12 protein-coding genes are annotated in these 13,776 nt (G+C 70.3%); 7 read left to right on the top strand and 5 right to left on the bottom strand.

Translation table 11 applies throughout. The annotated features are described in order from the left end of the window. The first annotated feature begins 624 nt into the window (after positions 1 to 624). The 5 genes from AB0N27_RS04930 to AB0N27_RS04910 all read left to right on the top strand — a co-directional run bounded on the left by AB0N27_RS04930 (position 625) and on the right by AB0N27_RS04910 (position 6,039). Complete coding sequence (locus AB0N27_RS04930) at positions 625 to 1,731, top strand: branched-chain amino acid aminotransferase (protein WP_364366071.1); 1,107 nt, start codon at positions 625 to 627, stop codon at positions 1,729 to 1,731. Between the two features lie 400 nt (positions 1,732 to 2,131). Then, positions 2,132 to 3,346, top strand: a complete 1,215-nt coding sequence (locus tag AB0N27_RS04925) for a histidine kinase (protein WP_364363234.1) — start codon at positions 2,132 to 2,134, stop codon at positions 3,344 to 3,346. Continuing rightward, positions 3,295 to 3,903, top strand: coding sequence for a response regulator transcription factor (locus tag AB0N27_RS04920; RefSeq protein ID WP_364363231.1), 609 nt, complete (start codon positions 3,295 to 3,297; stop codon positions 3,901 to 3,903). Before AB0N27_RS04925 ends, AB0N27_RS04920 begins: the two co-directional genes overlap by 52 nt. A gap of 165 nt (positions 3,904 to 4,068) precedes the next feature. Next, positions 4,069 to 4,542, top strand: a complete 474-nt coding sequence (locus AB0N27_RS04915) for an acyl-CoA thioesterase (RefSeq protein ID WP_364363228.1) — start codon at positions 4,069 to 4,071, stop codon at positions 4,540 to 4,542. A gap of 96 nt (positions 4,543 to 4,638) precedes the next feature. Continuing rightward, positions 4,639 to 6,039, top strand: a complete 1,401-nt coding sequence (locus AB0N27_RS04910; RefSeq protein WP_364363225.1) for a cytochrome P450 — start codon at positions 4,639 to 4,641, stop codon at positions 6,037 to 6,039. Positions 6,040 to 6,110: 71 nt separating this feature from the next. Here the strand turns inward: AB0N27_RS04910 and AB0N27_RS04905 are convergent, their stop codons facing one another. Then, a complete protein-coding gene (locus tag AB0N27_RS04905; RefSeq protein WP_364363222.1) occupies positions 6,111 to 6,917 on the bottom strand; it encodes an AfsR/SARP family transcriptional regulator in 807 nt (268 codons plus the stop codon). Positions 6,918 to 7,175: 258 nt separating this feature from the next. Here AB0N27_RS04905 and AB0N27_RS04900 point away from each other — a divergent pair, with 258 nt between their 5' ends. After that, complete coding sequence (locus tag AB0N27_RS04900) at positions 7,176 to 8,141, top strand: DUF1702 family protein (RefSeq protein WP_364363219.1); 966 nt, start codon at positions 7,176 to 7,178, stop codon at positions 8,139 to 8,141. Between the two features lie 73 nt (positions 8,142 to 8,214). Here the strand turns inward: AB0N27_RS04900 and AB0N27_RS04895 are convergent, their stop codons facing one another. Both AB0N27_RS04895 and AB0N27_RS04890 read right to left on the bottom strand, forming a co-directional pair. Then, positions 8,215 to 9,075, bottom strand: a complete 861-nt coding sequence (locus tag AB0N27_RS04895) for a MaoC/PaaZ C-terminal domain-containing protein (protein ID WP_364363216.1) — start codon at positions 9,073 to 9,075, stop codon at positions 8,215 to 8,217. 33 nt (positions 9,076 to 9,108) lie between these two features. Then, positions 9,109 to 10,476, bottom strand: a complete 1,368-nt coding sequence (locus AB0N27_RS04890) for an extracellular solute-binding protein (protein ID WP_364363213.1) — start codon at positions 10,474 to 10,476, stop codon at positions 9,109 to 9,111. Between the two features lie 192 nt (positions 10,477 to 10,668). Here AB0N27_RS04890 and AB0N27_RS04885 point away from each other — a divergent pair, with 192 nt between their 5' ends. Further along, a complete protein-coding gene (locus tag AB0N27_RS04885) occupies positions 10,669 to 11,547 on the top strand; it encodes an alpha/beta hydrolase (protein ID WP_364363210.1) in 879 nt (292 codons plus the stop codon). A 50-nt stretch (positions 11,548 to 11,597) separates the two neighbouring features. On the opposite strand, the gene AB0N27_RS04880 is transcribed toward AB0N27_RS04885, so the two are convergent. Both AB0N27_RS04880 and sbnB read right to left on the bottom strand, forming a co-directional pair. Beyond that, entirely contained in the window at positions 11,598 to 12,767 is a 1,170-nt protein-coding gene (locus AB0N27_RS04880) for a pyridoxal-phosphate dependent enzyme (RefSeq protein ID WP_364363207.1), read from the bottom strand. A 17-nt stretch (positions 12,768 to 12,784) separates the two neighbouring features. Beyond that, a complete protein-coding gene (sbnB, locus tag AB0N27_RS04875; RefSeq protein WP_364363204.1) occupies positions 12,785 to 13,768 on the bottom strand; it encodes a 2,3-diaminopropionate biosynthesis protein SbnB in 984 nt (327 codons plus the stop codon). Positions 13,769 to 13,776 lie beyond the last annotated feature (8 nt).

The following is a 13,776-nucleotide window of genomic DNA, read 5'->3' as shown; positions in this document are numbered from 1 at the left end:
GCACGCCTTCGCCGGGACGGCAGCGGGGATTGATGCGGCCCCGATCGATGATATCGAGAGGACCAGAAATGGGCACAACAGTAGCGACAGGTGCCTATTTGACGCCACATTTTCCCGACACCGCCACACGGCGGCCAATGGGGGAAGTCAGCGTACGTTTCAAGCCTGCGGGCGGGGCCCTGGCCTGCGGCGACGCCGAAACGGCTCCGCGCCGAACCGGTCGTCGATCGCCCACCGAGGTGATCCCAAGAAAATCTTGTCGCCGCTCTGACCTGGCCTTTTCCCTAGGATCAGGAGGTGGAGGCCGGCCGGAAGGTGATCACGGGGACTCGACGCAAGAACGCCACTCGATCTAGGATGGATGTAGAGAGAGTTCGATACGACCCGGGGGGCCAGAAAGGGAGGCGATCAGTGTAAAACGGACCATCCGGTCGCAATGTGCGTCACCATACGTAGCCAACCAACCGAAGGAAAATTGTCAGGTTCAGCGCTGGTTTGCCAGCCAACCTTCGGTTTCCTGAACGACAGGAACTATTTGCGCAGAATAAATTATTGGTGACCGGTCGCTTCCACGAGAGCCGCCGGTCGCACGCAACATATGGTCTGAGGGGGAGGGCAGTAGCCATAATAGATTTTGACGTGCGTCCAAGCAGTAATCCCGTGTCCGAAGTGGACCGAAGGGCGATACTCGCCGCACCGGTCTTCGGCAAGGTGTTCACCGACCACATGATCACCCTGCGATGGGACGCAGAGCAGGGGTGGCACGATGGGCGACTCGAGGCTTTCCACGACATCGCCCTGCCGCCGTCCGCGTCCGTCTTCCACTACGGGCAGGAGATCTTCGAGGGCATGAAGGCGTACCGCCAGCGGGGCGGGTCGATCGCGCTCTTCCGTCCCGAGCGCAACGCCGCCCGGTTCAACGCCTCCGCCCGACGGCTGGCGATGCCGGAGCTCCCGGTGGAGACCTTCGTACGCGCCGTCGAGCTGCTCGTCCAGCAGGAACGACACTGGGTACCCGGCGGTGACGGCACCAGCCTGTACCTTCGCCCGTTCATGATCGCGACGGAGCCCACGCTGGGGTTCACGCTCCCGTCGCGCAGCTACCTGTTCGGCGTGATCGCCTGCCCGGCATCCGCCTACTTCAGCACCCGCACCGGCCCGCCGGCACTGACCGTGTGGCTGTCCGAGGAGTACGCCCGCGCCGCGCCCGGGGGGACCGGCGCCGCGAAGGCCGGCGGCAACTACGCCGCCGCCTTCCTCGCCCAGCGGGAGGCTGTGGAGCAGGGCTGCGACCAGGTGGTCTGGCTGGACGCGGTCGAGCACAGCTGGGTCGAGGAGATGGGCGGGATGAACCTCTGCTTCGTCCAACAGTCGACCGACGGCGGATCCCCGACCCTCATGACGCCCGAGCTGACCGGCACGCTCCTGCCGGGGGTGACCCGGGACTCGCTGCTCCAGCTGGCCGGGCGGCTCGGCCTGGGCCGCAGCGAGGGGCGCATCAACGTCGAGCAGTGGCGCAAGCAGTGCGAGGCCGGTGTGATCACCGAGGTCTTCGCCTGCGGTACGGCGGCGGTCATCGCGCCGGTCGGGCACGTTCGCGGGGCGAACGACGAGTGGACGATCGGCGACGGTCGACCCGGGCCGGTGACGCTGCGCCTCCGTGACGAGCTGCTCGGTATCCAGTACGGCCGCATCCCCGACGACCTGGGGTGGACGCGCATCGTCTGCTGACGGCGACGCACTCGACTGTCGGGCTCCGACGGAACGAGGCGCCTGCCCGCGCGCGCGTGACGGCCCTGCCGTCACGTCCGCCGTTCCGGAAGGGCCGAGGGGCACCCGGAGCGCGCCGCGGCGACGCGACCTCCTCCGGCACCCGGGGCGCCGGTCCGGTACGCCACCGGTCCGGGCACCTCGTCGTACGCCCGCAGCGCCTTCACCACGACGGATCGAGCTGTTCGGCCGGGTAGGTTGCCGGCCGAACAGCGGGTCGTCAAGGAATTGCAGAAAGGGCCGCTGACCTTCCACGAAGACCTGGTTTCGGGGGTTTCCGAATGACATCACAGATGCCATGAAGCCGATCATTTCCATACCGTCGGCCGAGGAGGCTCAACGCGAAGAAGTGGCGCCGGGAGTGGCGCGCCTACGGCTGGTGATCCTGGGCGTCCTGCTCGCGGTGCAGATCAGTGCCATCCTGGCAGTGCCCATGCCGCCGCAGCGGGTGGCCGTCAGCCTGGGCGCGGTCGCCGTCCTTGCCGTACTCCAGGCCCGTCACCTCGCGGTGACCGCGCCGAGCCCGCCGTGGCTGCGACTGGGCATGCTGGCGGTCGAGGGTCTCGCCACCTACCTGCCGATGCTCACCGTCGGCGCGGCCTGGCCCGGAGCGGGGGGATTCCTCGCGGCGTCGGTGCTGCTCGTGGTCCCCGGGCGCGCAGCATGGGCGCTGTTCACCGCGGTCATCGTGAGCGTTTTCGCGGTCGCGATGACTGCCGGGTCGGGATTCTGGCTCGCCGAGAACACCACGATCGCCAGCCTGGCCATCGGCCTGACCATGTTCGCCACGTGTCGCCTCACCCGCATGGTCCGGCACGTGCAGGGCATGCACACCGAGGCGATACAGCTCGCCGTGATCAGAGAAAGGATGCGTTTCGCCAGGGACCTGCACGACCTGCTCGGCTACAGCCTGGCCGCGATCACGCTGCGGGCCGAGTTGGCCGGGCGGCTCATGAAGAGCGACCCGGTCACGGCGGGCGGCGAACTGCGGGACGTTGCCGCCATGGCACGGCAGGCTGTCGCCGAGGTACGGCAGGTGGCCGACGGCTACCGCAACATCTCGCTGGCCCGGGAGGTGGCGGCCGTCGCCTCACTGTTCGCCAGCGCCAACGTGAGAGCCCAGGTCGAGGTGAACTGCGCGGTCCTGCCGGACAAGGTCGACTCCGTGCTGGCCATGCTCCTGCGCGAACTGACCACGAACATCCTGCGGCACAGCAGCGCGCGGAACTGCTGGATCGCCGTCGACCAGACCGACCAGCACATCACGCTGTCCGTGGTCAACGACGGAGTGCCACGGACCGCGTCCACCTACCGCGACGGCGGCGGGCTGGAGAATCTCGCCTTCCGCCTCCAGGCGGTCGGCGGCACGTTGAGCGCATCGGTAGGGGACGACGGGCGGTTCCACGTGCTCGCGGAGATCGCCGTCGACGCTGACGCGGTCGTCGGCGCCCGGTCACCCCGGATCGATCGCACCTCGTCGTCCGTCGGGCGTACGCCGACGATGTCCATTGAGGGGAGTTGCGCATGTTGCGGATCCTGCTCGCCGAGGATGTCGCCATGGTCCGCGGGGCGCTGATCGCCCTCATCGAACTGGAGGAGGACCTACGGGTGGTGGCGGCCGTCGACAACGGCACGGACATCGTCTCCACGGCGCTGAGCTACCGACCCGACGTCGCGGTCCTCGACGTCGACCTCCCGGGCCTGGACGGCCTGTCGGCGGCGGCGCAGCTCCGGACCACGCTGCCGTGTTGTCGTACCCTCATCCTCACGAACCTGGGGCGGTCCGGGACGGTCAGCCGGGCGCTCGCCGCCCGGGTGTCCGGCTTCCTGCTCAAGGACTCCCCACCGGAGGACCTGGCGAACGCGATCCGCGCCGTCGCCGGGGGCCGCCGGGTGATCGACCCGCAGCTGGCCCTGTCCGCGTGGGACTGCGGCCAGAACCCGCTGTCCGCCCGGGAGCACGAGGTGCTGCGGCTGACCGCCGGGGGCGCCGATCCCGGCGAGATCGCCTCGGCGCTGCACCTGTCGGTCGGGACCGTCCGCAACTACCTCACGACCGTCGTGACCAAGCTGCACGCCCGCAACCGCGTCGAGGCGGTCAAGTTGGCCTACGACTCGGGCTGGCTGCCATAGGGGCCGGCGGTATGCCGCAACTCCCAGTGATCGCAGATTGCTGTTTGCGTGAGCAAGATCCGAGATGGAGCGGCGTACCTCAGTCCCGCATCGTGATCACAGGTCAGTGGCAGGAAACCTGCGGCGAGCCGAGACCCGCAGGAACGACTCGGACGGAGGCGGCCAGTGAGGAAGCAGTACTACGAGTACCGGCACGTCGTCGGCTTCGAGGAGACGAACCTCGTCGGCAGTGTCTACGACGTCTACTACGAGCGTTGGCAGGGGCGGTGCCGGGAGATGTTCCTGCTCGAGCACGCTCCCGGCGTGCTCGACCAGCTCAGCGGCGACCTGGAGCTACGCCAGGTCGACTCCGAGTGCGAACACCTGGGCGAGGTTTCCGCCTTCGACGAGGTGTCGATCCGGATGCGGCTGGACGAGCTGACCCAGACCCACATCGGCTTCGCCTTCGACGTCGTGCGAGTGCGCGACGGGGTGGAGGACCTGATCGCCAGGTGCCGTCAGCGGGTGGCGTGCGTCCGTGACGTCAACGGCGCCTGCACCCCGGCGCAGGTACCGGAACAGCTCGCATCGGCGCTGAGCGTCTACGCGGTCGTCCCCGCCACCCAGGCCAGGGGCACCGGCACCGGGGGCCGGGCGTGAGTTCGGCCGGGCAACACGCACCCGAACCCCGTCCGCCACGGACATCCGGGCTTCCCGCGCCCAGGTTCTCGCGATCCGACCACCTCGGGAGTTGACATGACGATCGCGAACGGCGCCGACCGGACGCCGAAGAATCCGGCGCGGCGGGCCGCGGGCGGCCGGCGGAGATACCCCGGACCGCCGCCGTGGGCGACACCGGGACTGCTGCGCAAGTTGTGGGGCGACCGGCTGGGCCTGCTGTCCGACGCGGCGCGCGAGTACGGCGACGTGGTCCGGTTCGCCATGGGTCCCAAGACCCTCTACTTCTTCAACCACCCGGATCACGCCCGGCACGTGCTCGCCGACAACGCCGCCAACTACCACAAGGGATTGGGCCTGGCGGAGGCCCGACGGCGGATTCTCGGCGACGGCCTGCTCACCAGCGAGGGCGATACGTGGCGCGGTCAGCGCCGGGTCATCTCCCCCGCCTTCCGCCGGGAGCGGATCGCGGGATTCACCGGGGTGGTGGCCGACGCCGGCGCCCAGTTGACCCAGCGCCTCGAGTCACGGTCCGGGACCGTCGTGGACGTGGCCGAGGAGATGACGGCGCTCACGATGGACGTGCTCGGCAGGACTCTCCTCGACGTCGATCTGAGCCCGTTGAGCTTCCTGGGATCGGCCTTCGAGGCCGCCCAGGAGCAGGCGATGTTCGAGATGGTCACGCTGGGCGCGGTGCCGCTGTGGATGCCGCTGCCGCGCCACCGCCGCTTCCGGGCCGCGAAACGACAGATCGAGGACGCGGTACGGACGCTCGTCGCGTCCCGCGAGCGTGGCACGGGTACGGACGGGTCCGACCTCATGTCGGTGCTGCTCCGCGTCGCCGAGCGTGAACAGGACACCGACGCCCGCTGGCGCGGGCTGCGGGACCAGATCATCACGATGCTCCTGGCCGGGCACGAGACCACGGCCAGCACCTTGTCGTGGGCCTGGTACCTGCTGAGCCGTCATCCGGAGGCGGCCGAGCGGCTGCGCGCCGAGGCGGTCGCGGTGCTCGGCGACCGCACACCCGAGTACGCCGACCTGACCAGACTGCCGTACACCACGATGGTCATCCAGGAGACGATGCGGCTCTACCCGGCGGTCTGGGGGCTGCCGAGAGTTGCCCTGGCCGCGGACGAGATCGGCGGATACAAGGTTCCCGCCGGCGCGGACATCATGATCAGCCCCTACACGCTGCACCGGCACCGCGATTTCTGGTCCGAGCCGGACGAGTTCCGGCCGGAGCGGTTCGCCTCCGACGCTCCGGCCGTCGCACACCGGTACGCCTACATCCCCTTTGGGGCGGGCCCACGGGTCTGCGTGGGAAGTCATCTCGGCATGCTCGAGGCGACAATCATCGCGGCCATGGTCGCGCGTCGTTTCCGGTTCGAGTTCGCCGGCCCGACCGATCCGGTGCCCGAGGCCATGCTGTCGCTGCGGATCCGCGGTGGCCTACCGGTGCGGGTACGACAGGCCTGAGCGCCGCGGCGCCCGCGTCCCGCCCTGCCCTGGTGGTCTCGGCGTAGCGGCGGGGGCGCCCGGCTGTCGGTCTACGAGGCGAGCCAGACCGGCTCGGAGTCGAGTGTGCCGGCGAGGATCGCCTGGTGCAGTCGTTGCAGTCGGGGGCCCGGCTCCACTCCGAGCTCGCTGCGCAGCACGGTACCGATCTGCCGGAACGCCTCCAGCGCGTTCCCGGCCCGCCCGCAGCGGTAGTACGCGGTCATCAGCAGCGCGTAGAAGTTCTCGTGCATCGGGTGCCGGGCCACAAGCATCGTCAACTCGCCCAGCAGGTCCGCGTGGCGGCCGAGGGCGATGTCGGCTTCGATCCGGCGTTCCACCACGCCGAGCCTGTTCTCCTCGAGCGACGCCACCTCCGCACGGAGGATCCGCCCGGCCGGGACGTCCACCAGGGCCGGCCCGCGCCACAGGCCCAGCGCGCGTCCCAGCAGGTCGGAGCTGGCGGTGCTGTCGCCGACGTCCACCGCGCGGCGGCCGGCGCGTGCCAGGTTGTCGAACTCCGCCACGTCGGTCTCGCACAGCTGCCCGTCGAGCTGGTAGCCGGAGTGCCGGGTCTCCAGCAGCCGCCTCGCCCACTGGCGGTTGCGCGCGGCTCCGGTCAGCTTGGCTCTGAGCTGGAATATGTAGGTTTGCAGTGTGGTGGCGAAGCTGCGCGGCGGCTGGTCACCCCAGAGCTCCTCGACGAGTGTCTGCGTGGTGACCACCCGCCCGGCGTTGAGCGCGAGCAGCACGAGGATCTGCCGCTGCTTGGGCGCGCTCGGCATCACCGGCTGGTGGTTCAGGTACGCGGATGCCGGGCCCAGCAGTCGGACGACGAGCTTTTCGTCTACATTGATCACTTCTCTGCTCCAAGGGCTCGTACCGGGTGACTTTCCGTTGCTCGATCTTGCCTCGAGCGGAACCCAAGCTTCCAGAGACATGGTCATGACCCGATGGGTGAAGAACTCACCCCACAAACATGACATCGCAATGTGCGAGCATCAATGACCGACACTGTGACGAAGTCGGACGACCGGCAGCAACCGAGAGTAAGCGGTCCCGCATTTACCGCGCCACGATGGAGGGTGACCCGTCGGTGTCACCCGGAAGGTGGATAGGTGCCAACTGTCTTCGGATCGATGCGCAGGCTCATGCTGACCCCTCAGCTCGCCGACGTGACCTTCGCCAAACGGGGCTTCCCGGCGGAGCCCTCCCCGGGCAGCCGTCACCTGGAGGCCGTGCCCCAGGCCGTGATCTGCGGATTCGAGTGGGGGATCGACGCCCGCGACCAGTGGGAGGTGGAACGCCGGCTGGACCTCGTGAACGAGGAGCTGCGCGGTTTCGCCTACGAGGGGGTGACGATGGCCTTCACCGTTCTCGACGCCATGGGGCGTGGCCACCGTACCCGCGATCTGCTCCTCGGGCCGGGGCGTCCGCACATTTTTCTCGCGTACATCGGTATGGGTTTCGCGATGGCCAGACTGCCCAGGAAATTGTGGAGCAAGGCCGTTCCCGATCTGGCCGGTGACCCCTACCACCCGACCATGAGCTGGCTCGCGGTCGACGGTTACGGATTTGACCGGGCCTATTTCGACAAACCGCGCTGGATCGATGCGCAACAGGTGCCGAAGCCCTACCCGTGGGAGGGTTCACCTGACTATTTCCTGCGCGCCGTCGACCAGGGTGTGGGGCGGGCGTTGTGGTTCATCTGCGGCGGTCGCGCCCCCGATGTCGCCGCCGCGGTGCGGCGTTTCGCCGAGCACCGCCAGCCCGATCTGTGGAGCGGTGTGGGGCTGGCGGCGACGTTCGCCGGGGGAAGCGACGCCGACGGCCTGGACGCGCTGCGGCGGGCCGCCGGTGACGAGTGGCCGCAGGTGGCACTGGGCGTGGTGTTCGCGGTGAAGGCGCGTTTCTACTCCGGTCTGGTTCCTGACTACACCACCGCCGCCTGCCAGACCCTGGCCGGCCTCACCGTGGACAAGGCTGTCGCACTCGCCGACGCCACCGCGGTGCACTCCCCCGGCGCCGAGCCCGCCTACGAGTTGTGGCGGCAGCGGATCCGGGCGCACTTCGACAACGCCTGACCGGCGCCAGGACGACAATGACCGGCACCGGCTCGCGGGGCGAGCCGGTACCGGTCACCGGCGCGACGGCCCGCTACCCGGACGGGACGCGACAGGTCATCCGGCCGCGGTCGATAACCACGGTCCCGTCCCCCGTGGCGGTCCGGAACAAGGCCGTGCCGTCGTGACCCCGCCAGATCGAGACGACCAGTGAGTCACCCGGAACGACGGGAGCGGTGAACCGACCAGACATCGCGACGAAGTTCGCCGGGTCGGAGCCGCACAGCTCGTGCAGCAGCACGCGTCCGGTGAACCCGAAGGTGCACGGGCCGTGCAGGATCGGTCGGCTGAATCCCCCTCGCGCGGCGAACCGGGGGTCGGCGTGCAGCGGGTTCCGGTCACCGGAGAGCCGGTAGATCAACGCCTGCTCCGGCCTGGTGCGCTCCACCACCGTGTGGTCCGGGGGCCGGTCCGGCGGCGACCACGGCGGGGAGCTGCCGCGGTCGCCGCCGAACCCGCCCTCGCCCCGGATGAACATGCCGGACCGGGTGGTGATGACGGGCTCACCGGTGGCGGGGTCGATCGCGACGCTCTCGAACCGGACCAGCGCGTCGGCGCCCTTGTCGTACATCCCGGTGACTGTCGACGAGGTGAGCACCGTGCCGGCGACCGGCAGCGGCCGATGAAGCTCGACGTACTGCTCGGCGAGGACGAGGTGGGCGCGGTCGAAGTCACCGATGCTGCGCGCCGGTGGGATCTGCGCTATCACCAGGCCGTAGGTGGGCAGCACCTTCTGCTCGACGCCCTCGCTGTTCTCGGTGGTGAACTCCAGCTCGCGCAACGGATCGTCGAGGCCGGCGCCGACGCCGAGGGCGTACAGCAGCGCGTCCTTCGAGGTCCAGGACCGCTCGCACGGTTCCCCGGGTACGCCGACGAGACTGTGCTCGAGCGACATCGTGACCTCCAGGTGCTGACTGCGGTACGGCGGCTACAGGCTGACGGCCAGGTCCTCCGGGGTGCGGCGGGGAGGGCCGTCGCAGTACGCGTTGTAGGCGTCGAGGTGCTTCTGCGCCCGGCGGGTCGCCTCGACGAACCTGGCGTGGGGCTCGGCGCCGGCGGTCAGGACGTCGTGCATGGCACTGGTGATCTCGCCCATGATGCCGGCCTGCCCGCCGAGCAGAGGGCCGAGCGCCGCTGGCGTCCCGTCCGCGGCCTCCAGCTGCTCGCCCGCGACGCGCAGGCGGGGATTGTCGCGGTACGGGCCCTTGCGGAGGATCTCGACCGCTTTCCGGGTGATCGGGATGCGGTAGTGGCGCTTGGCCCACTCGGCGGCGTTGCTCGGCCGGTTCAGGTACTGCATGAACGCCAGCGCGCCGTCCTGCTTGGCCGGGCTGAGACCGGCGGCGAGCCAGAGCGCGAACCCGCCCATCATGTTGCCGGCCAACGGAACCTCGTCGTTGTACGGCAGCGGACCCACCGCCACAGTGAACCCGTGCCGGTCGCCCCTGTCCAGCAGGTGCGACGCGTCCACGGAGGAGCTGAGGAAGAGTGCGATCCGCTGCTCCTCGAACGCCTCGTAACCGCCCGGGAAGTCGAGCAGCTTGCCCGTGTACAGGTAGTGGCCGTCCCGGTGCAGGCCCTGCCACCACCGGACGTAGTTCATCATCTCGGTCGAGGCGAGGTCGACCTTCTCGGCCCGGCCGGAACGGCCGTTGTCGTGGTCGGCGATCAGCCCGCCCTGCTGGGCCACCGCCTGGAGGAAGACCCAGTAGAAGTTGGGCCAGGCGATGCCGTGCGTGGGCCCGTTCGGCAGTTTGGCGAGCGCCTCGCAGGCGGCCGTGACCTCGCGCCAGGTGCGCGGCGGCTCGGTCACGCCGGCCTTGGCCAGCAGGTTCATGTTGGCGTACAGGACGATCCCGGAGGCCGTACGGGGGATGGCCGCCAGCTCGCCGGCGTAGCGGAAGTAGTCGCGGGCCGCCGGCACCATGTCGTCGAGCACGACCGCCTCACCGAGGATCTCGGACCGGCCCGCGATGGCGCGCTCGACGGGTGTGAACAGGGGGTTCCCGTCCTTCCCGAGGGTGTCCATGGCGCCCCGGGTGGCGGTGAAGTGGTACTCGGCGATGTCCGGCGCCTCGCCGCGCTCCGCAGCGCGGGCCACCTCGGCGGGCATCGTCCGGAAGTCGTACCTGTTGATCTCGACCTGGTACTCCGGGTGGGCCGCGTTGAACTCGTCCGCGGCGGTGACGGCGATGTCCGCCTCGTTGGTGGCCCAACTGGCCGGGTCCGTCAGCCAGACATTGATCTTGATCGGTCGTTCCTCGGCGACGTCACTCGAACTGTGTGCTGCTGTCATGTCAGCCTCCATCTTGCCGGCACGGCGGGTCACGGGCGGGCGCGCACGTCCACCGTGTCAGCGATGCGCGGCGGGCCGCGCCTTCGCGTTTGCTCACCAGGAGCGCAGGTCGGGCAATCGGGAAGCTGGCCGCTGCGCGGCACCGTGCTCTGATGGCTGCGGTTGCGGCGACGCACCGCGTGAGGAGGCAGGATGCAGCGCACGGTACGGACTCCTGATGGTCGGCTGCTGGTTGTCGAGGAGCGGGGTGACCCCGCCGGCTGGCCGATCCTGGTCCACCACGGCACCCCGAGTTCCCGCGGAGCGGCCTTCTACGGGCCGTGGGTACGCGACGCCACCGCGCGCCGGCTCCGGCTGATCAGCTACGACAGGCCCGGCTACGGCGGGTCCTCGCCCCGGCCGGGCCGCACCGCCGCCGACACCGCCGCCGATGTCCGCGCGATCTGCGCCGAGCTGGACATCGACCGCCTCGGCACGTGGGGCTTCTCCGGTGGCGGTCCGCACGCGCTGGCGTGCGCCGCCCTGCTACCCGACCTGGTGACCGCCGCGGCCGTCCTGGCCGGGATGGCGCCGTTCGAGGCCGAGGGCCTCGACTGGTTCGACGGCATGTACCGGGACGACGTCGAGGACACCCAGCTGTACCTCGCCGATCCGGTCGCGGCGTGGAAGAAGATGAGCCAGGACCGGGACGAGTTCCTGCTCGCGTCGACAGGCGAGATGTCCGGCGCGGACGGATCACCGTTCATGGCGGAGGACGCGGTGGACACGCTTGGCGTGTTCCACGAGTTCCACTCCTCCTGCCGGACCGCCGGGCTGACGTCGGGCATCCGGGGCTGGTGGGACGACAACGGCACCCAGCTGCGGCCGTGGGGGTTCGACGTCGCCGACGCCGCCGTCCCCGTCCTGCTCATGTACGGACGGCGGGACGTGTTCGTGCCGTCCGGTCACGGCGGATGGCTGGCCCGGCACATCCCGGGTGTCGAGGCCCGGTGGTTCGACGAGGACGGGCACGGGACGCTGGCGCGAAAGCGCGTACCCGCGGCGCAGGAGTGGTTGTCCGATCGGCGGTAGCGGCCGCCGTTCGGCGGCTGCGGCACCGCCGCAGCCGCCCGGCGCCGGGCTCAGGCCGCTGGAACGGATGTGCCGGCCAGGGCGTGGGCCACCGCGTCGAGGCTGGCCGAGATGGTGAACACGGCGCCGGGCCGCGCGGCCTCGACGGGCACCGCCGGCAGATCCGCACCTGTCACCCAGGCGACGACCGTCTCCTCCGGGCCGACCAGACCCGTGGCGCTCGCCCGACAGAGACCGGCGACCGCGGCTGCCCCGGCCGGCTCGGTCGGGAGCCGCGCCACGTCGGACAGCAGCGCCACCGCGTCCAGGATCTCCGCATCGCTGACCGTGACGAAGTCGCCCCCGGCGTGACGGACCTCGTCGATGGCCCAGTCGCCGAGCATCGGCTCGGGGACCTCGATGCCGTCGGCCACCGTGCCCGGCCACCGGGCGGGCTCCTGGGCGCCGTGCCACCGCGCGGCAAGCGGCGCGCAGTCCCGCGCCTGCACCGCGATGATCCGGGGAACCGTCGCCAGCACGCCGCACGCGACGAGTTCGCGGAAGCCCTTGGCCGCGCCGATCAGCGTCACCCCGTCGCCGACGGGCAGGACCACCGCGTCCGGCGCGCGTCTCCCGAGCTGCTCCCAGACCTCGAAGGAGGCCGTCTTCTTCGCCTCGATGGTGAGCGGGTTCAGCCCCGTGCACCGGTCCAGCCAGCCGAAGTGGGCGGCGGCACGCCGGGACAGCTCGAACGCGGCGCGGTAGCCCTCGCGGACCCGGAAGACGTACGCCCCCATCGCCGTCATCAGCTCGACCTTCGCCGGCGCGCAGTCCTCGGGTACGAAGATGACGACTGCGACGCCGGCGGCCGCGCCGCCGATGGCGGTGGACAGGGCGGCGTTACCTGTCGACGCCGTGGAGACCACCCCGACGCCGAGCCGCAGCCCCTCGTCGATCACGAGAGCCGTCGCCCGGTCCTTGTTGGAGGCGCTGGGACCTGCGGTCTCGTCCTTGAGCCACAGCCCCGGCAGGCCGAGCCGCCGTCGTAGTCCCCGCGCGGGGCGCAACGGCGTGCCGCCCACCGGCAGCGGATACCGGGTGGGCACGTCGGGTCGGGGCAGCAGGCCCCGGTACCGCCACATGCCGGTCCCGGAGTCGGGCCCGGGCAGCAGCGACTGGTCGTAGTCATAGGTGTACGTCTCGTGCCCGTGCGCGACGGACTCCAGCCGTGCCTCACCCACAGGTGCCTCCCAGCACGTCAGTTCCCGAAGAAGTCCGTCACCGAGACGGTGCGCGCGTCGCTCTTCGCGCGGTCCAGGACCAGGGCGCCGACCGCGATGTCGAGAACGCCGAGTCCGAACGGCGAGAACACGACTGCCTCGTGCGGCTTCAGCTCACACCTGCCCCGCAGGACGTCGGCGAGGGTGCCGGTCACGAACCCACGTCCGCCGGACAGCTGCTCGGCCAGGTGCGGTGAGGTCTGGGCGCGCAGGCAGTGGTCCACGTCGTCGACGATGTTCTGCGTGGCGAGCAGCGTCCGCGGGTGGATGTCGCGCAGGGAGACGTTGAGAACTGTCTGTCCCGGCGCGAAGCGCAGGCTCTCCGGCAGGTACGGCGTTCCCGCGGTCGTGGCGAAGACGACCACGTCGCAGCCGAGCGCGGCGTCCAGGTCCACCGCCTCGCCCGATCCCGGCCAGTGCTTCTCCACGTCGCTGACGAACCGCTGCGCCCGCTCGGGCACGAGATCGTGGCACACGAACCGGGTCACCGGAAGGGCCGTGTGCCTGAGGTAGTCGGCGATGGTGCGTGCGATCACGCCCGTACCGACGAAGCCGAGACTGACCGGCCCACCCGACGGTCGCAGGGCCCGCGCCGCCAGGGCCGCCGAGGCGGCGGTACGCACGGCGCTGATGTGGGCCGACTCGAGGCAGGCCACGGGCCGGCCGGTCCGGTCGTCGTTGAGCAGGAGCACCGCCGACGCCCGGGGCAGACCGAGGTCGTGGTTGCCGGGGAAACTGCTTATCCACTTGAGCCCCGGCATCCCGACCTCGCCGCCCAGGTAGGCGGGCAGGGCGATGATGCGGTTCGCCGGCCGGTCCGGGAAGCGCAGGAAGTGGCTGGACGGATTGACTGTCTCGCCCCGGTCGTGGGCGAGATACGCCTTCTCGACGGCCGTCAGGACGGCGTCACGGGCGCCGTCGAGCGCGTCGACGGCGACCGCGTGCGGCACGATCTGAAACATTCGGACTC

It is taken from the genome of Micromonospora sp. NPDC093244, from assembly GCF_040683695.1.
Taxonomy (GTDB): Bacteria; Actinomycetota; Actinomycetes; order Mycobacteriales; family Micromonosporaceae; genus Micromonospora.
The sequence above is the reverse complement of the archived record's forward strand: the minus strand, read 5'-3'. Positions and strand labels throughout refer to the sequence as shown.

Coding starts and splice junctions, on each gene's coding strand:
- AB0N27_RS04920 (WP_364363231.1), top strand. CDS start 3,295: ATGTTGCGGATCCTGCTCGCCGAGGATGTCGCCATGGTCCGCGGGGCG.
- AB0N27_RS04910 (WP_364363225.1), top strand. CDS start 4,639: ATGACGATCGCGAACGGCGCCGACCGGACGCCGAAGAATCCGGCGCGG.
- AB0N27_RS04895 (WP_364363216.1), bottom strand. CDS start 9,075: ATGTCGCTCGAGCACAGTCTCGTCGGCGTACCCGGGGAACCGTGCGAG.
- AB0N27_RS04890 (WP_364363213.1), bottom strand. CDS start 10,476: ATGACAGCAGCACACAGTTCGAGTGACGTCGCCGAGGAACGACCGATC.
- AB0N27_RS04885 (WP_364363210.1), top strand. CDS start 10,669: ATGCAGCGCACGGTACGGACTCCTGATGGTCGGCTGCTGGTTGTCGAG.
- sbnB (WP_364363204.1), bottom strand. CDS start 13,768: ATGTTTCAGATCGTGCCGCACGCGGTCGCCGTCGACGCGCTCGACGGC.